At 62.9% G+C, this 20,562-nt stretch carries 14 protein-coding genes and 2 pseudogenes; 7 read left to right on the top strand and 9 right to left on the bottom strand.

Going from position 1 to position 20,562, the window contains the following annotated elements:
• Positions 1-13 precede the first annotated feature (13 nt).
• From ACVW1B_RS18440 to ACVW1B_RS18430, 3 genes are read left to right on the top strand one after another with little or no spacing between them, the layout of a single operon-like run.
• Positions 14-2,149 carry an ABC transporter permease gene (locus ACVW1B_RS18440; protein ID WP_456821972.1) on the top strand — a complete coding sequence of 712 codons (2,136 nt, stop codon included), beginning with the start codon at positions 14-16 and terminating at the stop codon, positions 2,147-2,149.
• A 12-nt stretch (positions 2,150-2,161) separates the two neighbouring features.
• On the top strand, positions 2,162-3,283 hold the full coding sequence (locus ACVW1B_RS18435; RefSeq protein WP_456821971.1) for an SMP-30/gluconolactonase/LRE family protein: 1,122 nt from the start codon (positions 2,162-2,164) through the stop codon (positions 3,281-3,283).
• Between the two features lie 11 nt (positions 3,284-3,294).
• Positions 3,295-4,830, top strand: a complete 1,536-nt coding sequence (locus tag ACVW1B_RS18430) for a sugar ABC transporter ATP-binding protein (RefSeq protein WP_456823043.1) — start codon at positions 3,295-3,297, stop codon at positions 4,828-4,830.
• A 99-nt stretch (positions 4,831-4,929) separates the two neighbouring features.
• Here the strand turns inward: ACVW1B_RS18430 and ACVW1B_RS18425 are convergent, their stop codons facing one another.
• Positions 4,930-5,505: a TetR/AcrR family transcriptional regulator gene (locus ACVW1B_RS18425; protein WP_456821970.1), complete on the bottom strand. Its 576-nt coding sequence runs from the start codon at positions 5,503-5,505 to the stop codon at positions 4,930-4,932.
• 259 nt (positions 5,506-5,764) lie between these two features.
• Here ACVW1B_RS18425 and ACVW1B_RS18420 point away from each other — a divergent pair, with 259 nt between their 5' ends.
• Together ACVW1B_RS18420 and ACVW1B_RS18415 are read left to right on the top strand one after the other, a co-directional pair.
• Positions 5,765-7,006: an ABC transporter substrate-binding protein gene (locus ACVW1B_RS18420; RefSeq protein WP_456821969.1), complete on the top strand. Its 1,242-nt coding sequence runs from the start codon at positions 5,765-5,767 to the stop codon at positions 7,004-7,006.
• A gap of 151 nt (positions 7,007-7,157) precedes the next feature.
• Positions 7,158-7,921, top strand: a pseudogene (locus ACVW1B_RS18415) (SDR family NAD(P)-dependent oxidoreductase).
• 1,064 nt (positions 7,922-8,985) lie between these two features.
• Here ACVW1B_RS18415 and ACVW1B_RS18410 read toward each other — a convergent pair.
• From ACVW1B_RS18410 to ACVW1B_RS18380, 7 genes are all read right to left on the bottom strand, one after another.
• Positions 8,986-10,491, bottom strand: coding sequence for a flavin-containing monooxygenase (locus ACVW1B_RS18410; RefSeq protein WP_456821968.1), 1,506 nt, complete (start codon positions 10,489-10,491; stop codon positions 8,986-8,988).
• A 58-nt stretch (positions 10,492-10,549) separates the two neighbouring features.
• Positions 10,550-11,806, bottom strand: coding sequence for a cytochrome P450 (locus ACVW1B_RS18405; RefSeq protein WP_456821967.1), 1,257 nt, complete (start codon positions 11,804-11,806; stop codon positions 10,550-10,552).
• Between the two features lie 35 nt (positions 11,807-11,841).
• Positions 11,842-12,162, bottom strand: a complete 321-nt coding sequence (locus ACVW1B_RS18400) for a 2Fe-2S iron-sulfur cluster-binding protein (RefSeq protein WP_456821966.1) — start codon at positions 12,160-12,162, stop codon at positions 11,842-11,844.
• A 211-nt stretch (positions 12,163-12,373) separates the two neighbouring features.
• Entirely contained in the window at positions 12,374-13,147 is a 774-nt protein-coding gene (locus tag ACVW1B_RS18395; RefSeq protein ID WP_456821965.1) for an SDR family NAD(P)-dependent oxidoreductase, read from the bottom strand.
• A gap of 125 nt (positions 13,148-13,272) precedes the next feature.
• Positions 13,273-14,415: a pimeloyl-CoA dehydrogenase small subunit gene (pimD, locus tag ACVW1B_RS18390; protein ID WP_456821964.1), complete on the bottom strand. Its 1,143-nt coding sequence runs from the start codon at positions 14,413-14,415 to the stop codon at positions 13,273-13,275.
• A gap of 160 nt (positions 14,416-14,575) precedes the next feature.
• Entirely contained in the window at positions 14,576-15,766 is a 1,191-nt protein-coding gene (gene pimC / locus ACVW1B_RS18385; RefSeq protein ID WP_456821963.1) for a pimeloyl-CoA dehydrogenase large subunit, read from the bottom strand.
• A gap of 89 nt (positions 15,767-15,855) precedes the next feature.
• Entirely contained in the window at positions 15,856-17,949 is a 2,094-nt protein-coding gene (locus ACVW1B_RS18380; protein ID WP_456821962.1) for a 3-hydroxyacyl-CoA dehydrogenase NAD-binding domain-containing protein, read from the bottom strand.
• 414 nt (positions 17,950-18,363) lie between these two features.
• Between ACVW1B_RS18380 and ACVW1B_RS18375 the strand changes: the two genes are divergently transcribed.
• Positions 18,364-18,705, top strand: coding sequence for a monooxygenase (locus ACVW1B_RS18375; protein WP_456821961.1), 342 nt, complete (start codon positions 18,364-18,366; stop codon positions 18,703-18,705).
• 183 nt (positions 18,706-18,888) lie between these two features.
• Positions 18,889-19,695, top strand: coding sequence for an enoyl-CoA hydratase/isomerase family protein (locus ACVW1B_RS18370; protein ID WP_456821960.1), 807 nt, complete (start codon positions 18,889-18,891; stop codon positions 19,693-19,695).
• Between the two features lie 282 nt (positions 19,696-19,977).
• On the opposite strand, the pseudogene ACVW1B_RS18365 reads toward ACVW1B_RS18370, so the two are convergent.
• Positions 19,978-20,396, bottom strand: a pseudogene (locus ACVW1B_RS18365) (zinc-binding dehydrogenase); the annotation flags it as partial.
• Positions 20,397-20,562 lie beyond the last annotated feature (166 nt).

Below are 20,562 nucleotides of genomic sequence, written 5' to 3'. Positions count from 1 at the left end.
TTTGGCGATGTCGATGGCTGTCGATTCCTTTGCCGCATCGGTGCGGCGGTTCTCACCCCGGCTCCTGCTGTCGGAGCTGTTGCTGAAACAGTGGTTCGAGCCGGTCGTGCCGTTCACCGTGATGATCGGGTTGTGGGCGTATTTCGCGCTCACCAATCCCGACTATGCCTCGGTGCAGAACTCGGTGTCGCTGCTGCGGCTGTTCGCCGAATTCGGCTTCGTCGCGCTGGCGATGGGCTTCTGCCTCGTCACCGGCGGCATCGACCTGTCGGTTGGCGCGATCTTCGCGCTGTGCAATTTCGCGGCGCTCTACTTCCTGCTGGTGCGCGAATGGCCGGTCGGCCTCGCCATTCCGGCGACGCTGCTGGTCGGGGCGCTGCTCGGCAGCATCAACGGCTTCCTGATCGGCTTCCTGAAGACGCGGCCGTTCCTCACCACGCTGGTGACGCTGATCATCCTGCGCGCCTCGGTCAATCTGCTCAACACCTCTTACGCCCAGGTGTTCGCGACCAACTCGATCGACAGCGATGCCTGGGACTTCGTCGGCGGCGGCAGCGTGCTCGGCATTCCCGTCAATGCGGCGACGCTGTTCGTGGTGCTGCTGATCTGCCACATCTTCCTGTCGCGCTCGCGCTATGGCTGGCATCTCACCGCGATCGGCGCCAGCCGCAAGGCGGCGCGCCATGCCGGCATCCGCGTCCGCTTGATGCTGTTCATGACCTATGTGCTGTCGGGCACGCTGTGTGCGGCGAGCGGCATCTTCTACGCGGCACGTCAGGCCTCGACTGATTCCACCACCGGCATGGGTTGGGAATTCCAGGCGCTCACCGCCGTGGTGCTCGGCGGCGTCTCGCTGGCCGGCGGCAAGGGCACGGTGTGGCGGGCGATGATCGGTGCGCTGATCATCTTCCTCCTGATCAACGGCCTCGTGCGGATGGGCATCCCGGGCTACGTCACCTCGGCGGTGACGGGCATGATCCTGCTCGCGGCGGTCGGCATCGACGTCAAATGGTCGAAGAACCGCGGCAAGGCAATCCAGAAGATCTACGTCAACCCGGCCTATGTGGCCTTGTCGCCGGCGCCGTCGGTGCAGCGGGCGTCCGGCTCGGCTTACGCCCAGAACGACCGGCTGATCAAGGCGCAGGCGATCGGCCTCGATCAGGTCGAGGGACCGGAGGATGTCATCGTCGACCGCCAGGGCCGCGTCTACGGCTCGACCCGCGACGGCAACGTGATCCGCTTCTCCGGGCCGAATTTCGAGACCCGCGAGGTGTTCGCCCATATCGGCGGCCGGCCGCTCGGCATGCAGTTCGATCGCGACGAGAACCTGATCGTGGCGGTCGCCGGCATGGGCGTCTACGGCATCGCGCCCGATGGCCGCATCTTCAAGGTCACCGACGAGACCAATCGCACCTGGTACAAGCTGAACGACGACAGTCGCCTGCGCATGGCCGACGACCTCGACATCGCGCCCGACGGCAAGATCTATTTCAGCGACTGCACCACGCGCTACGAGATGACCACCAACACGCTCGACCTCCTCGAGGCGCGGCCGAACGGCCGGCTGGTCTGCTACGATCCGGCGACCAAGACCACGCGCACCGTAATCAATCATTTCTATTTCCCGAACGGCGTCTGCGTCTCGCATGACGGCAAATCGATCCTGATCGCGTCGACCTCGCTGTGCAAGATCTTCCGCTACTGGATCGAGGGACCGAAGAAGGGACGTACCGAGGTCTTGATCGACGAGTTGCCGGGTAACCCCGACAACATCAACCGCGCCTCCGACGGCACTTACTGGCTGGCGCTGGTCGGCATCCGCACGCCCACGTTCGACCTCTCGGTGCGCAAGCCCGGCTTCCGGCTGCGCATGGTCAAGCAGGTGCCGACTGACGAGTGGCTGGCGCCGGGGCTCAATCATGGCTGCGTGCTGAAGTTCAACGAGCAGGGCGAGGCGCTGGAGTCGTGGTGGGATCCGACCGGCACCTCGCATTCTGTGCTGACGTCGATGCGCGAGCACAAGGGCTATCTCTATCTCGGCGGCCTCGAGAACAACCGGATCGGCCGCATCAAGCTCGACGGCGTCGACGAGGACTGGAGCGGATACGACGCCTATTGGGGCGCCAAGAGTCGTGTAACCAAGGGATGACGAGGTAGCGCTGTGGGAATGTTCGATCATCTGTTGCGCGATATCAGGAGCGTCGTCGATCGCGACGGCGGCCAGAACGCGATTCCGCCGCTCGATGGCGCGCTGAGCCCGAACGACCGGCTCGATTCCGCCGTGCCGATCGGCGAGCCGCTACCCGGCGTCGACGATGTGATCGCCGCCGGCGACGGCTCGATCTACGTCTCCGCCGGCCGCCAGGTGCTGAAGCTCAGCGGCGCGGATTTCGCGACCCGCGCGGTTGTTGCCGAGTTCGAGGACGATGCCGGCGGGCTTGCGCTGCATCCGGACGGCCGCCTCCTGGTCTGTGTTGCAGGCAGGGGGCTTGCCGCGATCAATCCGGCGAAGCCCGCGCCGCGCTGGCTGGAGGCTGCCGGCGGCAGTGCGCTCACCGGGCTGCTGTCGGTCATGGCGGCGCCCGATGGCCGCATCTATGCCGTCGAAGGCAGCGCCGGCCGCGGCCCGAGCGAGTGGCGGCACGATCTGATGGAGAAGCGCGCGAGCGGCCGCCTCATCGGCTGCGGCGCCGGACTCGACAATCCCCAGGTCTTGCTGCGTGACCTGCCATATCCCTACGGCGTGATGGTCTCGGCCGACGGCAACAGCTTGTGGCTCACCGAGAGCTGGGCGCACCGCCTCAGCCGCTTCGCGCTCAGTGCCAACGGGCTTGGCCCGCGAGAAACCATCGCCGCCAACATGCCGGGCTATCCGGCGCGGTTGCATCCGGACGGCCATGGCGGGCTCCTGCTCGGCATGTTCGCGCGCCGCACCCATCTGATCGAGTTCGTGCTCAAGGAAGACGATTTCCGCGAGGAGATGATGGCGACGATGCCGGCCGACTATTGGGTGGCACCGGCGCTGGTCGGCGGCAGCGATTGCCTGGAGCCGATGCAGATCGGCAGCGTCAAGGCGCTCGGCATTCAGAAGCCCTGGGCGCCGCCGCGCTCCTATGGCCTGCTGTTGCATCTCGGTGCCGAAGGGGAGGTCAGCGACAGCCTGCACAGCCGCGCCGGCGGCCGCTTCCACGGCATCACCGCCGCCTGCGCGACGCCTTCGGGCATTGTGGTCGCCGCGCGTGGCGCCGGACGCCTGTTGCTCACCACGGGAGACCTGCGATGAATGACGGTGTGATGCAGGCTGCGACCGCGACTAAAGGCGCTGAGGCGTCCGCAAACCGCGAGCCGGTGCTGCGGATCAGCAACGGCTCCAAGATCTATGGCGGCGTCCACGCCATCGAGGGCGTCAATTTCGACCTCTATCCCGGCGAGGTGCATGCGCTGGTCGGCGAGAACGGCGCCGGCAAGTCGACGCTGTGCAAGGCGATCGCCGGCGCGATCAATCTTACCTCGGGCGACTATCTGCTCGACGGCAAGCCTGCCAATTTCGAGCAACCGCGCGACGCGCTCGATGCCGGTATCTGCATGGTCTATCAGGAGACCAGCCTGGTGCCGACCATGACCGCGGCGCAGAACATCGAGCTCGGCAACGAAAAGCTGCTGACGCGCTTCCGCACCCTGAACATCCAGGCGCAGCAACTGTTGCAGTCGCTCAACTTCCACGTCGATCCGGCTACTCCCGTGGCGCTGCTCGGCACCGCCAAGAAGCAGATGGTGGAGATCGCGCGCGCGATCTACAACAAGGCGCGCATCATCATCTTCGACGAGCCGACCGCATCGCTGACGCCCGAGGAGATCGTCCACTTCTTCCATCTGGTGCGCGATCTGCGCGCCCGCGGCGTCTCTATCATCTACATCTCGCATGCGCTGGAGGAATCGCTGCAGATCGCCGACCGCATCACCGTGCTGCGCGACGGCAAGCTGGTGATCACGGCGCCCGCCAAGCAGTTCACGCGCGACGCGCTGGTGCAGCACATGGTCGGCCGCGAGGTGGCGCAGGCGGTCTATGGCGGCAAGGCCAAGACCCATCAGCGCCGCGAGAAGGTGCTGACGGTCGAGAACGTCACCATGGGCATGGCGGTCAAGAACATGTCGTTCTCGGTCTATGCCGGCGAGGTGGTCGGCATCGCCGGCTTGATCGGCTCCGGCCGTACCGAGATCGCCAAGATCATTTACGGCGCACTGAAGCGCAATCTGGTCAATGGCGGCACCATCCGACTGCGGGGAAAACCGATCCGCTATCGCGTGCCGCGCCAGGCGATCAATGACGGCATCGCCTACATCACCGAGGACCGCAAGGCCAACGGCTTCTTCGAGACCATGGTGGTCGACGACAACGTCTACATCGGCAGTCTCGCGACAAGGAAGGGCTGGAGCTTCCTGTTGTCGCGCGCCAGGCGCAGCAAGCTCGCCAACTACTGGGTCGACCGGCTCAAGATCAGCGCATTGCAGCGCAAGGCGCGGATCATCGAACTGTCCGGCGGCAACCAGCAGAAGGTGGTACTGGCCAAGACGCTGGTGCAGGAGCCCTCGATCATCTTCTTCGACGAGCCCACGCGAGGCGTCGATGTCGGCACGATCCCGCACATCCACGGCGAAATCCGCCGGCTCGCCGACGAAGGCAAGGCGGTGGTGGTGATCTCGTCCTATCTGCCGGAGATCCTTGCCGTCTCCGACCGCATCCTGGTCGCCCGCACCGGCCGCATCGTCGCCGAGTTCGACGCGGCGGATGCGACCCAGGACAAGATCCTGTACGCCGCGGTGCATTGAGGGCCAGGAAATCGGCCGAAGCCGCAACCGCAGCAAGCCGCGCCGCCACGGGCCAGCACAGGCGATCGATATCGGATCGCCGGCCCCCCGCATCGCAGATCACGCGTCGTCGGGCGCGTGTACCTTGACAAATGTGTCGATGACGAGATGTGCCCCCGCAACAAGACGGCTTTCGAAGTCCGGTCGCGATCGGAGAGCCGGTGGCCAACGTGTGGCGGAGTTGATAAGGCCGATGGCGCCGTAGATCGCGACATCGAGGTTGACTAGGTCCTCGTCGGGATGGAGGCCGGCAAGCGCCGATTTCCAACGCTTGAGATGCGCTCGCTGGCGCCGCTCAATCGTGGCGCGCCAGGGTTCTTCGAGAGCGCGTCCCTCAAACATCGTCACTAACAGTAGTTTCGGGTGTTGAACGACGAAATGGACCTGGCCACGGATCAGTGCGCGCAGTTCATCGCGCGGATCTTCTCGTCGCGGACCGGTGCATTCGGTCAATCTGTCGAGCGTCATCTCGCACAGCAGCCCCAGCACGTCGCCCTTCGATCGGAAATGCCGATAGAGAGCGGCGCCTGTCACCCCCACGGCTGCTCCAATGTCGTAGATTGTCACCGACTGGAAGCCGCGCTCGTGAAACAATTTCAGGGCAGTCTCAAGGAGAGCGACTTTGTCGGTTTTCATCGGACAATCTGGACAGAAGGAACGGGCAGGTCGGGTCCACAGTTGATGGCTGGCAAAATAGGCTGCGCGCACCGGCCATGCAAGCAGGTGGCCCGGAAGCTCTAAAAGCGCAGGGCAGGCGAACAACGGTCGGACATATTCAGTGCGTTGCGGATGGCCTGATCTCCTCGGCATTGACTCGATTGTTATCCGTAAATAACATTTTGGCAGGATAGGGGCCGGGTCCGTTCGGGCTCGGTGGACAGGGGAGAAAAGATCAATGCTCACGGCACGTGCGAAGCAAGGCAGCATCGTTGCGATCGTCGCGGCGTTTTCCTTCATGTCGGCGATTGTGCCGGCGCGGTCCGAACCGAAGTATGATCCCGGCGCGACCGACACGGAGATCGTCATCGGCCAGACGATGGCATTCAGCGGACCGGCATCGGCCTATGCGACCATCGGGAAGACCGAGGCGGCTTACTTCCGCATGATCAACGAGAAGGGGGGCGTCAACGGCCGGAAACTGAGGTTGATCGCCTATGACGACGCGTACTCGCCGCCGAAATCGGTGGAACAGGTGCGCAAGCTCGTCGAGAGCGACAATGTCCTCTTCCTGTTTTCGGTGCTCGGCACGCCGCCAAACGCCGCCGTGCAGAAGTATTTGAACGCAAAGAAGATACCCCAGGTTTTCTCATCCACCGGCGCGAGCCGATTCCAGGACCCGAAGAACTACCCGTGGACCATAGGCTACAATCCGAACTATCGGAGCGAAGCCCGGATCTATGCAAAATATATCCTGGAGCACTATCCAGATGCCAAGGTTGGCATTCTGTATGCGAATGACGACCTCGGCAAAGACTATCTCGCGGGGCTGAAGGAAGGATTGGGCGACAAGGCGAAGCAACTCGTCGGCGCCCTCTCTTATGAGTCGTCCGACCCGACGGTGGATTCGCAGGTGCTGCTGCTGAAATCAATGGGCGTCGACGTGTTCGTCAATATCAGCACGCCGAAGTTTGCCGCGCAGGCGATCAAGCGCGCGGCCGAACTCGACTGGAAGCCTGTCCAATTCTTGACGTTGAACTCGATCTCGGTGAACGGCGTCCTGGTTCCGGCCGGCCTCGAGGCGTCCAAGGACATCATGAGCATCAGCTACCTGAAGGAGCCTCTGGATCCGGCGCTGAAGGATGACGCCGGATTGAAGAACTACGTTGACTTCATGACGAAATACTATCCCGAGGGCGACAAGGGTAGCACGTTCAATACCTACGGCTACAGCATCGCGTCCCTGATGGTCCAGGTGCTGGAAAAATGCGGTGACGATCTGACGCGCGAGCACATCATGCACGTTGCGACGTCACTGAACAATCTGACGACCGATATGCATCTGCCGGGAATAACGATCAGCACGTCGGCGACCGACTACCGTGTCAACAAGCAGTTCTACATGATCAGGTTCAACGGTGAGCGCTGGGAGAAGTTCGGCGACAAGATCGAAGACGTACTGCCTCCTGCGTCGAATTGAACTGCTGGGACGCAGATGAGCAAGCTCGGTCAGCGTCACGGTGCAGGACTGCACCGCGCCGGTGATGTTCGGATGCTGAGATCGGCTAAAGCGCTCTCGCTCAAAAAGCGATCGGCGCGCCGCTCATGAAAATGACCTTGGAGCATAGTCAATGTCGGCAATATTCGATCTCAACGGCAAGGTCGCGGTCATCACGGGGTCCACTCGCGGTATCGGCTGGCAATCGCTGAGGAAATGGGGGCCGCCGGTGCAAAGATCGTTGTGTCGAGCGAGCGCCCAGCAGATGTGGCGGACGTCGCCGATCAGCTGAAGGCGAAAGGGATCGGGGCGCATGGGGTGCCTTGTCATATCGGCGATCGCGCACAGCTTCGGGCGCTGGTCGACGCCACAATAGCGCGGTGGGGCCGCCTCGACATCCTCGTTTGCAACGCTGCGATCAATCCGGTTTATGGGCCGCTGGAACATCTATCGGATGAAACGTTCTGCAAGGTCATCGACACCAATGTCAACAGCGCCTTCACGTTGTGCCGCATTGCGCTGCCCCATATGGCGCAGAACGGTGCTGGATCAGTGATCCTGATTTCGAGCATCGGCGCGTTCCGCGGCAGTGCCAGTCTGGGCGTCTACGGCGTATCAAAAACCGCGGAGCTCGGACTTATGCGCAGCCTTGCCGTTGAATGGGGACCTCGCAACATTCGGGTGAACGCGATTGCGCCGGGGCTGATCCGTACCCGCTTTTCTGAAGTGCTGACCAGGGATCCTGAGCGGTTGCGCCGGGCCGAGGAAAGAACGCCTCTGCGGCGTATCGGCGAGCCAATAGACATCGCGGGCGTCGCTGTCTTTCTCGCGTCGCCGGCAAGCAATTACGTTACGGGGCAAACGATCGTGGCCGATGGCGGCGAGCTCGTGAGTTGATGTTCGCAGCGAGCGCTGATTGCCGGAATGGCTCCCGCTTACGGGGGAGCCGGGCGCTCTCTGTCAAAGGACCAGTTGAACCGGTTTGAGGGGCGGCTATTCCAGCACCAGGAAGGATGGGGAGCGAAACATTGTCCCTCCGGGGCGTCCATCTTGCTTGATCCAATTCGAAGATCATGACGGCACGCCGATCTTCGTCTGTCTGTTCTTGCGCGGGAAATGAATGCCCACTTTTCGGAGCACGCCAAAGATGGGCGGTTTGGTGACGGATGGCTGTCTCTGCCCGTGACAAAGGTCGATGACCTGATAACGATCCTGAGCAGGACAGTTTAGCTGCCCCATTTGTCGGTAGCTCGTGTCGTCACGGTCGGCTGTGCCGCGTGCGCCGAATGCGGGCGGATTGGCGGGCGCTTGGTCGATGGGGCACGGCCTCTGCGACGCGTGCACTGCCGAATACTGCGGCGAAACGGATTTGGTTCGGTTCGCTTGTCGTAATGTCTCTTGGCCCCTTGGCGGCGGAGAACGACGGCGCTATTCGGAAGCGGTGTTGGTCGCGGTCACAGCTCGACCGTGGATTGACCTTGACGTCATCTGCCATGGTGGAAGGATGGCGGTTCTCAGTGGCCCGGGTCGTGCAAACTGACTTGCAACTTGGTCGAGTAGCGAGCTGTTGACAGCTTCGGCCGGCGCCGCGCCGAATCCGGATCGGCCGATCGCTTCTGATGCGATACAACACCGACGGGGATGATCTGGGTGACGTTATGAAAAAGGCCGATGTGACGTGCCCGCATTGCAGGGCGTGGTTTCGGCGGTTGGAGCTATGGTCTCAGCCTGGCACCAAGGGCGAGTATCGTTGTCCAGCCTGCGGCACCACGCTTGAAGTCATGGACGGCAACAGGCTTGTTGCCTATCGGCTCACCGTCCAGCCACTGCCCCCGGAGGCCCGCAAGCGAGGCCACTCGCCGGTGTAGCCGGAACGCCCCCATCGTTCCTGCGCGGGCGATCACCCGCCTGGAAGCGAGCGGCGCCCCGCAATCCGTTCGTGAAAAGCTCCTGCTGCGCCCTTACCGATAAACAAAGGCGGGATCGTCGAGCTTGATCGCCGGGAAGTCGTCCTTTTCTGCCCAGTAATCCTGCGTATGCTGCCATTCGCGCTTGTCGCCGCGCTTCGGCAGCAGGTGCATGTCGCGCATCAGGTAGCCGGGGTTGAAGTTCTCAGGATCGATCCAGGACAGGATCGGCATGTCCTTGTCCTCGGGCCGCAGCGCGACCGTGACCGATGCGGCCTGCTTGTCCTTCATGTGCGGCAAGAGGCGGCAGACGAAGTCCGCCACGATGTCGGTGCGCAGCGTCCAGCTCGCGCGAAGATAGCCGAACACCCATACGAGGTTCGGAACGCCCGTGAACATCATCCCGCGGTAGGTGACGGTTTCAGCCCAGTCGAGCGGCTTGTTGTCGATGGTGAACGCGATCTCTCCCATGATGCTGAGGTGAAAGCCGGTTGCCGTGACGATGATGTCGGCGGTCAGTTCCTCGCCCGATTTCAGCAGGATGCCGGTTTCGGTGAAACGATCGATCTCGTCGGTGACGACGGAGGCATTGCCGCCCTTGATCGCCTCGAACAGGTCGGCATCGGGAACGAAGGCAATGCGCTGGCGCCACGGCCGATATCTCGGCGTGAAGTGCTTGTCGACGTCGTAATCGGGGCCGAGCAGGCTGCGAATGTTGTCAAGCAGGTCTTGCTTCACCTTCTCCGGCTTCTCGAACGAGGCACGGGTGAAGGCATCCTGCTCGTAGAGGATCTTGCGACGCACGATCTCGTGGATCCATTCCTCGTTGATCTCCAACCTGCGCAGCTCCTCTGCGAGCTCGATGGCGTTGCGGCCCGTGCGGAAGTAAGTCGGCGAGCGCTGCAGCATGGTGACGTGGCGGCACTTGCCGGCGATCGCGGGCACCAGCGTTGCCGCCGTCGCGCCGGAACCGATCACGATAATGGACTTGCCGGCGGTCTCGATATCGTCGGGCCAGGTTTGGGGATGAACGATCTGGCCCCTGAACTTGTCCATGTCCGCCCATACAGGCGTATAGCCCTGGTCGTGACGGTAGTAGCCCTGACACATCCAGAGGAAGTTGCAGGTGAAGTACAGCGTCTCGCCGGTGTCGCTGCGTTGTGCCTCAACGCTCCAGAGATTTTTGTCGCTTGACCAGTTCGCCGACAGGATCTTGTGTCCGTAACGGATATGCCCGGCGAGGCCGTTCTCCGCGATCACCTCGCCCATATAGGATTTGATCTCGGCCGCGGTCGCGATTGGCGGCCCAACCCAGGGCTTGAAGCTGTAGCCGAAGGTGTGCAGATCGCTATCGGAACGGATACCCGGATATCGATGCGTCAGCCAGGTGCCGCCGAAGCTGTCTTGGGCCTCGAGGACGACGTAGGACAGCTCCGGAAGCTGCTTGGTCAGCTGATAAGCGCTGCCTACGCCCGAGATGCCTGCTCCGACGATGACGACGTCAAGATGCTCGGCCGTCACAGCCTTGGAAAGGGCTGGCTTGTTGAAGGGTAGATTCATAGGTCCGCTCGCAGCTCTCTTGCCAGGTCGGTCTGTCCAGGTGGCTTTGGTTCAAAACTCAGTGTCGAGATGGAATGACCACTTCCATCGACTCGTAACCCTTCACGAAGGACGAAAACGTGCGGCGTGGTTCGGCGAGAACCACGATCTCGGGGAACCGGGCAAGGATCTCCTCCCAAACGATCTTCAGCTGCAGTTCGGCCAGGCGATTGCCCACGCAGCGGTGGATCCCGAAACCGAATGACAGATGCTGGCGCGCCCGCGGTCGATCGATGATGTATTCATCGGGGCGCTCGATAACCTCGTCGTCGCGATTGCCCGAAACATACCAGAGCACGACTTTGTCGCCCTTCCTGATCGTCCGGTCCCGAAACTCGACATCCCGGGTCGCCGTACGCCTCATATGGGCGAGGGGCGTTTGCCATCGGATTGTTTCCGACACCATTGACGGAAGCAGGTCGCGGTTGTGCTTGAGCTTCCGGTACTGATCGGGGTTCTGACTCAAGGCGTAGACACTGCCGGTGATCGTGTTCCTGGTCGTGTCGTTGCCGCCCACGGTCAGCAGCACGACGTTACCCAGCAGCTCTCGACGGTCCATGTTCCGGGTTGCCGGCGAGTGCGCCAGCATGGAGATCAGGTCGCTTCCCGGTTCGGCGTTGACGCGCGAATTCCACAGGTCCGTGAAGTAGGCGAAGTACTCCGTCATCTCGGCCTGCTTCTGCTCGGCCGTGTCGACCATTCCGTATCCTGGAATCGCGGTCGATACGTCCGACCAGCGCGTCAGCCGCCGCCGGTCTTCTTGAGGCATGCCGAACAGGGTGGCCAGGGTCATGGCCGTCAGCTCCATCGAGACCTTGTCGACCCAATCGAAGGGCTGGCCGATGGGAAGGTCATCGAGAATGCGGGCCGCACGCTGTCGGATCAGCGGCTCCAGCTCCTTGAGATTGGGGGGCGCCAATGCGGGGCTGACCACCCGGCGTTGCGCGTCGTGCTTGGGAGGGTCCATTGCGATGAACATCTCCAGCCGCTCAACGTCCAGGCTGGCCTCGGCCAGGGTGATGGCCGGGGCGGAAGAGAACGCGCCGTGATCGAGCTCGATCGCCATGATGTCGTTGTATTTCGTGATCGACCAGTATGGGCCGTTCTGGCTCTCGGCCGTGTAGTGAACCGGGCTTTCCTTCCTCAATCGTTCGAAATACGGCCATAGCGTATCGGTCGCGAAAAGCTTGGCACGAGCCGGATTGATGTCGGCCAGCGGCATGGCGTAAGCGGCGAGCCGCGCCTGATCGGCGGCGGCGTTGGACACGGAAGTCATGGCAAGCCTCTCTGGTAAGTCGGTCGGTTGACGGTTTAGTGCTGCCCTGCGGGCAGCCGGACAATGAGCCGGGCGGGAGAGGCGCAAACCTTGATCTGACACGAAAGCCGCGAATTCGGTTCAGCCAGGTCCACCATCGAAAGCATTTCCAGTTCGCGATCGCTCGGAGCTGTCAGCCGCGCGGCGTCCTCGGCCGAAACGATGACGTGGCATGTCCCGCACGCAGCCTGGCCACCGCAGTCTCCGTCGATGCCCGGGATATTGTTCTGGACCGCTGCATCCATGACGCTCGTGCCAACCGGCGCGTCGACCTCAAACGAACGGCCGTCGTGAGTGCAGTAGACAATGCTCGGCATTCTTCCTCCTCTATCGCGCCGCGGCCGGGCGACGTCGATCGACGCAATCATCCGGGCGCTTCCGCGGCTACAAAAAATACGAATACGGTCCATTCAGAATTGAATGAGGCGTCGGAGGCCCCGAGTGGTCCTCCGACGCACGGGTGATCGAACCATGACGGCGCCGCCCGGGGCGCCGACTCAGCGTTCAGCTGAACGGTTGCGGCGCGGGCTATGCCGCTGCCGTGATCACGCCTCCATCGACGACGATGGTCTGCCCGGTCATGAAGGTCGAGGCGTCGGACGCCAGATATGCCACCGCACCTGCGATCTCGTCCGGCTCGCCGATGCGGCGGAGCGGCGCGGCGGCGGTGCGGCGTGTCAGGAGTGCTTCGTCCTCCCAGAGCGCGCGGGCGAAATCAGTCTTGACAAGGCCCGGCGCGACGCAATTGACGCGCACGCCCTTCGGCCCCCATTCGCCGGCGAGGCTGCGGCACAGCGCGAAATCGGCGGCCTTCGAGATGCCGTAGGCGCCGATCACCGTCGAACCGCGCAGGCCGCCGACCGAGGAGATGATGATGACGGAGCCACTCCCGCGTTCTGCCATCTGCGGAATTGCAAGTGCCGACAGCCAGATATTGCTCTTGACGTTCGAGCCCATGATCTTGTCGAAGGCCTCGTCGGTGATGTCGAGCAGGGGGCCGTAGTAGGGATTCACTGCGGCGTTGCAGACGAGGATGTCGATCTTGCCGTAGTGCTTGATCGCGCCGTTAACCAGCGCATCGACATCCTGCCTCCGAGCGATGTTGCAGGGAATGAAGATGGCATCACCGCCCGCGGCGTTGATGCCGTCGGCAACCTCCTTGCAGGCGTCGGCCTTGCGCGAGGAAATCACGACCTTGGCGCCGAGCTTGGCGAGCAGTTCGGCGGACGAGCGGCCGATGCCACGGCTGGAGCCGGTGATGACGGCGACCTTGCCGGTGAGATCGAAGGGGGTGTTTTTCATTATCAGCTCCTGATTTGAATTGTTCAGTCGTCATGGGCCGGCTTCTCCGAACCAACCATTGCAGCGGCGCCGCGTAGCCGGCGGCGCGCCCGATCCCCTCGTGCGAGGGCGCTATTCGTCGTGGCTCAGCTCAACCCGCCAGCCTCGGCAACACGGCGCTGGTGGTAGGCGGTGTCGCCAAAGGTGTTCTCGATCATGGTCAGGCGCTTGAAATAGTGACCGATCTTCGCCTCCATGGTCATGCCGATGCCGCCGTGAAGCTGGATTGACTGTTGACCGACGAATTTTAGCGACTTGCCGATCTGCACCTTGGCGGCTGCGATCGCGTTCGAGCGTTCCCCGGCATCCTTGAAATCCTTCGCCATGGTCGCAAACATCGCCATCGAGCGGGCTTGCTCCACGGCCACGAACATGTCGGCGGCGCAGTGCTGGAGGCTTTGGAACGAGCCGATCGCGACGCCGAACTGCTTGCGTGTCTTGAGGTATTCGACCGTCGTCTTGAGTGATTCGTCCATCAGGCCGACCGCCTCTGCACAAAGCGCGGCGCGCGCGTCGTCCACCACGCGCTCGATCAAGGCAAGTGCGTCCTCGGGATTGCCGATCGCCGCACGGCTATCGACCTCGACGCCGGTGAAGGAGAGGTCGGCGGCGCGCAGCCCATCCTGGGTCGGATAACCCTTCTTGCTGATCCCCTTGGCATCTGCCGGCACCAGGAAGACGCCAATGCCCGTCCTGTCGCGGCGCTCGCCGCTGGTGCGCGCCGTGACGATCAAGGTGTCGGCGTTCTCGCCGTTCAGCACGACGAACTTTTCGCCGTCGATGACGTAAGCCGCGCCCTTCTTTTTTGCCGTCGTGGTGACGTCGAACAGATCATATCGCGCGTTCTTCTCGAGCTGCGCGAAGGCAAGCGTCTTGCTGCCGTTGATGATGCCGGGCAGGTAGGCTGCCTTCTGCCCGTTCGAGCCGCCATGACGCAGGAAGCCTCCGCCGATCACCACGGTCGCAAGATAGGGTTCGAGCGCCAGCGCCTTGCCGAGCGCTTCCATCACGGTCATGGTCTCGACACCGCCGCCGCCGAAACCGCCATCGGCCTCCTCAAAGGGCAGTCCGAGCAGGCCCTGCTCGGCGAGCTTGCTCCAGACGGCTTTGCTCCAGCCACCGGTCTGCGTCATGTATTTCTTGCGCTGCTCGAAATCATACGAATCGGTCAGCAGACCGTCGATGCTATCCTTGAGAAGCCGCTGTTCCTCAGACAAGTCAAAATCCACGTTGCTCTCCAAGATCGAGGGTGGTGTCGCCCCTACCTCAAACGTGATCCCGCGAAGGCGGGATCGAGTAATCGCAGCCGGCAGGCACACGTGGCCGCCGCGGCGTACTAGGCCGCCCGGCTTCGCAGCGGACGGCGCCATTGTTACTTTGCTCCGGCTCTCACAATCCCAGCACCGCCTTGGCAATGATGTTGCGCTGGATCTCGTTGGAGCCGCCGTAGATCGAGATCTTGCGGGCGTTGAAGTACATCGGTGCGATCTGGGCGGTCCAATCCATGGCTTCGTTGGAGCCTTCGGCGCCGTGCACGTCGTAGGGCGTCGCGAATGGGCCGACCACTTCCATGAGCAGCTCAGTAATGGTTTGCTGGATGTCGGAGCCCTTGACTTTCAGGACCGAGGACGCCGGGTTGGGCTTGCCCTTGCCGTTCTTACCCTCGTCGGCGACGACCCGGAGCTGGGTGAGCTCGAGCGCCTTCAGCTCGATCTCGCAGGCAGCCAGCTTCTCGCGAAAGGCGGGGTCCTCGATGATGGGTCTGCCGCCTGACTGGATCCTGGCGGCGAGAGTCTTGATGCGGCGAATGCGCTCCTTGGAAGCGCCGACCCGCGCGATGGTGGTGCGCTCATTGCCGAGCAGGAACTTGGCGTAATCCCAGCCCTTGTTCTCCTCGCCGATCAGGTTCTCATAGGGCACCTCGACATCGTCGAGGAAGATTTCGTTGACCTCGTAGCTGCCGTCGATGATCTCGATCGGGCGTACCGTGACGCCCTTCGACTTCGTGCTGAACACGATAAAGGAGATGCCCTTCTGCTGCTTGGCGGCCGGGTCGGTGCGGCAGAGGCAGAAGATCATGTCGGCGTGCTGGGCGAGCGTGGTCCAGGTCTTCTGACCGTTGATGATCCACTTGTCGCCACGGCGCTCGGCCCTTGTCTTGAGGGAGGCGAGGTCCGAACCGGAGCCCGGTTCGGAGAAGCCTTGGCACCACCAGTCGTCGACGTTGGCGATGCGCGGCAGGTACTGCTTCTTTTGCGCGTCATTGCCGAAAGTATAGATCACGGGGGCGACCATGCTGACGCCAAAGGCAAGCGGCGGCGGTGCCGGATGGGACTGCAGCTCTTCGTTGAAAATGTAGTGCTGCACGGTGCTCCAGCCGGTGCCACCATATTCCTTTGGCCAGTGGGTGACGCCCCAGCCTTTCTTGTTCAGGATGCGCCACCAGGTGACCATCTCGTCCTTCGACAGATGGCGGCCTTCCTGCAGCTTGCGCCGCGTGTCCGGCGGCACGTTGTTCTTGAAGAACTCCCGCACTTCCTCACGAAACGCCATCTCGTCCTTGGTGAAAGCGAGATCCATCGAATCCTCCTGTGAGCGTCGCTCTGTTCTTGTTATCGTCTCAGTTGAGGCCGCGCTCCAGGGAACCGGGGGAGCGCGGCCCGCGGTCATCACGCGGCGTTTGAGGCCGCCAGCGAGGCGAAGGTCCTGCCTTCGTCGGCGAGCTTCTTGAGCAGCGGCGCCGGCTCGAGCGAGGGGTCGTTGGTCTCCTTGGCGTAGACGGCCAGGCGATCGGCGATGTGCTTGAGACCGACGGTGTCGGCCCAGAACATCGGGCCGCCGCGATAGATTGGCCAGCCATAGCCATAGAGCCAGACCACATCGATGTCGGACGGACGCGCCGCGATGCCTTCGGCGAGGATCTTCGCGCCCTCGTTGATCATCGGGTACATCATGCGCTCGAGGATCTCATCGTCGCTCACGACGCGCTTCTTGCGGCCGAGCCGCGCCAGCGTCTCGTCGATCAGCTTCTCGACCTCGGGATCGGGCAGCGCCGCGCGCGAGCCCTGTTCATACTTGTAGTAACCCTTGCCGGTCTTCTGGCCGAAACGGCCGGCTTCGCAGAGCGCGTCCGCGATCTCCGACTTGATGCCGCGATCCTTGCGCGAGCGCCAGCCGATATCGAGACCGGCGAGATCGCTCATCGCGAACGGGCCCATCGGCATGCCGAACTTCGTCACCACGGCGTCTATCTGCTGCGGCAGCGCGCCCTCGAACAACAGCTTCTCTGATTGCTTGGCGCGCTGCGATAGCATGCGATTGCCAACGAAGCCGTCGCAGACGCCGACCACGGCCGGTACCTTCGCAATCTTGCGGGTGATTGACACCGCGGTGGCCAGCGCGTCCGGCGCGGTCTTGTCGGCGCGCACGATCTCGCACAGCTTCATGACGTTGGCCGGCGAGAAGAAGTGCATGCCTAGCACGTCCTGCGGACGCTTGGTCGACTGCGCGATCTCGTCGATGTTGAGATAGGAGGTGTTGGAGGCGAGCACGGCGCCCGGCTTGGCGTATTGATCGAGCTTGCCGAACACTTCCTTCTTGATCGCCATGGTCTCGAACACGGCCTCGATCACGAGATCGGCGTCGCCGACGTTCTCGATGCCGACGACGCCGTTGATCAGCGCCATGCGCTTGGCCGGTGCATCCGCCGGAATGCCGCCGCGCGCGGCGGTGGCCTCGTAGTTCTTCTGCATGATGCCCAAGCCACGCTTGAGCTGCTCCTCGCCGGTCTCGATCAGAGTGACCGGAATACCGGCATTGGCAAACGACATCGCAATGCCGCCGCCCATGGTACCGGCGCCAAGGACGGCGACGCGGGCAACCGGACGCGCTTTGGTACCGTCTGGCACGCCTGCGATCTTGGCAGCCTCGCGCTCGGCAAAGAACGCATAGCGCTGCGCCTTGGACTGGTCGCTCGAGACCAACTTCAGGAAGCCCTCGCGCTCCTTCTTCAGGCCTTCGTCGAACGGCAGGTCGATTGCGGCGCCGACGGCGTCGGCGGCCGCAAACGGCGCCTCCAGGCCACGCGATTTCTTGGTCATCGCGGCGACCGCATTGGTGAAGATCGAGCGATCGGCCTTGGCCGCGGCGAGCCTGGAGTCATCATCCCGCAGCCGGCGCAGCGGCCACTTCGCCGCCAGCAGCTTGCGGGCAAAGGCCGCGCCGCCCGATGCCGGACCTTCGACGATCTCCTCGATCAGGCCAGCCTTGAGCGCCAGCTCGGCGTTGATTGGATCGCCGCCGATGATCATCTTGACGGCGAGCTCGGGACCGACCGCGCGCGGCAGGCGCTGGGTGCCGCCGGCGCCCGGCAGCAGGCCGAGCTTCACCTCGGGCAGGCCGAGCTTGGCGTCCTTGGTGGCGACGCGATAGTGGCAGGCCAGCGGGACCTCGAGGCCGCCGCCGAGCGCCGACCCGTGGATCGCCGCAACGATCGGCTTCGGCGAATTCTCGATCTCGAGGAGCACGTCGTTGAGGGCCGGCGGCTGCGGCGGTTTGCCGAATTCGGTGATGTCGGCGCCGGCGATGAAGGTCCGGCCGTCGCAAGCCAGCACGATGGCCTTGATCGCGGGATCAGCAACCGCGGCCTTGACGCCTTCCAGGATGCCGGCGCGGACGGCCGCGCTCAGCGCGTTCACGGGAGGGCTGTTGACCGTGACAATTCCGATTTCGTCATGACGCTCGAGTTTGACTACTTCGCTCACGGCAGATCATCCTTTGTTCAGTTTTACGATGCGGAATTTAATGCGCGCTTCGGCGGCAGAGTTATTTGGAGCAGATGATCCGCTGCATTTTTCGTGGCTTGTTCGCCGAACGCGCATCGCCAACCGACAGCAATCATTCCGGAGGCCGTCATGGCCATAAAAAGTTTTGAGGCGGCCTATTCAGAATTGAATGAGACATTCGCACTTCGGCTTGGTCTAATCTCGTGAAAGACCGAGCATGAAGAACCGGGGAGAGGCGTTCGCTCCGCGGTGCCTCAAAAGGCGCAATCCTTACGCCTCTGCGAAGCGGCTCTGCTTCTTCGCTTGAGGATCGCGACGCGCTCAAACAGGCGCGCTAAAAAATCTGACTGCTCATTATGCAGGATTAAGCTGGCCCCAGGGAGGAACGTTGAGATGACAAATTGCATAGTGATTGTTCAATTTGACCTGCCGAGGCGAACGCAGGAGCAGGCCATTGCTGGAGGCACAAGCTCGGCACCGATCTTTCGCGGGCTGGCCGAAAAAGGGTTGATCCGCAAAGATTACCTCAATGGGGAGGCCGGCACCGGTGGCGTCTATTTGTGGGAGAGCCGCGATGCCGCGGAGGAGTGGTTTACGGAAGCTCGACTGGCTGAGCTGACGGAGCGGTTCGGAGTGCGTCCCCGGCTCACCTGGTATGACACACATGTGACGGTCGATAATTTGAGCGGCGAAACGCGAGTCAACGGCGTGCCGCTTTCGATCGCCGCGGAATGAAAGCCGTGCGGGCGCTGAGCATGCAACTGCAGCTTGCGAGAGTACCCAGCGAAAGGTCGCCCCATACTCCGCGGCGTCTGTAACGGGCGAGCTCGCAGACGCCGCGCAGAAAGCAAAACCTGTGGTTATGGGTCCCGGCTCGCGCGTCGCTTGGCCGGGACGACGGTGAGGAGGAACACCCGCGTGTCTTTTCCACTGCGGATCGAACATCACGACGGGACAGATTGGGTCACGCTCAATCGCCCGGAGAGCCTGAACGCGCTTGATCCCGCGCTGATCGATGCGCTCAACGCCTACTTCCAGGGCCTGCAACGCGACCGCGACACCCGCGTCGTGGTGCTGAAAGGCGCCGGTGCCAATTTCTGCGCCGGCCTCGACCTCAAGCATGCGATGGCGCGCCGCGGCGGCCGGACCGAGTCGCCCGGCGTCACTGAATCCCTGGACTCGCAGCGCCGTATTGCCGACATCGTGATGCTGATGCGGCGCGCTCCGCAGCCGATCATCGCGCTGGTGCAGGGCGCGGCCGCAGGCGGCGGCTTCGCGCTGGCGCTCGCTTCCGACATCCGCATCGCGGCCAGCAATGCGCGGATGAACTGCGCCTTCATCAAGCTCGGCCTGGGCGGCTGCGACCTCGGCACCAGCTATTTCCTGCCGCGCCTCGTCGGTGTCTCCGTTGCTTCCGAGCTGATCCTTACCGGGCGCTTCATCAATGCCGACCGCGCGCTCGCGGTCGGCCTGGTGTCTGAAGTGGTCGATGCCGCCGATCTCGATGCCGCGGCGAATCCTTATGTCGACGCGATGACGACGGCTTCGCCGTTGGGCCTGCGGCTGTCCAAGGAATGCCTCAACATGAGCGTCGATGCCGGCTCGATCGAGGCCGTGATCGCGATGGAGGATCGCAATCAGATTCTCTGTAACCGCTCGGAGGATTTCCAGGAAGGAATCAGGGCGTTCCTCGAGAAACGAAAGCCTGTCTACATCAGGCGCTGAGCGAGATGTCCCCAGTCGGCGTGACTCCGGCCTCAATGCTTAATGCGAACATCGGCTGAAGCTGTGTTTTGACTGACGAAGGAGGGGCGGGCTCTCACGAGAGAATCCCAGGTCGTGGGGACCGATCGATCACGTTGTCCGCGCAAACCCGGCGCGCGAACGGCATCTGTTGGAACCGCAATCTGTTGGACCCGCAATCTGTCTCAATTCTCTGCGCGTTCGCCTCGCTCTTGCTCGTTGCAGGCGGTGTAGTGTAGCCGCGCGCTGCGAGTCTACGCTTCCGTTCACCAGCATGATCCGCCCGACAACCTGGCTGGCACGCAAGGCATCGATCCATTGCTGCACGTCCGCCATTGCTCGCTCCTCGATGGGAGGTGACGTAACCGTCCCGGAACCGCGCCAGCGCCCATCAGTTCCATGGCCTCTTGCAGCGTGCCGGTCATGAAGCCCTCGACGGTCATGCGCTCGTAGACCCATTGCACCTGCGGGACGCTGAAGGTGCCGCCCATCAGGCCCGACACCACGATCTTGCCGCCACGGGCCAAAACCGACATTGCGAAGGCCATCGATTTCTCGTTGCCCGCGAAATCCACGATCTGGTCGAACCCGCCACCGGTCTCGGCAAAGATGCGCTTGACGACATCCGGCTCGCTCGGGTCGTAGGCGAAGGAGACGCCGTTCTTGAGTGCCGTTTCGCGTGCCGGCTGGTGCGCCCTGCATGCGCCATGCTGATCTTACCTGGACGTCTATGCGGCGCGCTACGGCTCCTCGTACGCGCCGTCTCCACGCCATCAGCAAACGAAGCAGGGTTGCTTGGCTTATTTGGCGTCGAGCCCGGTCAGCTGTCAGTGCGATTGACGTGGGAAA

The sequence above is a fragment of the Bradyrhizobium sp. USDA 4502 genome, assembly GCF_054063355.1.
Note: the sequence above shows the minus strand (reverse complement) of the source record. Positions and strands in the feature narration are given on the sequence as shown.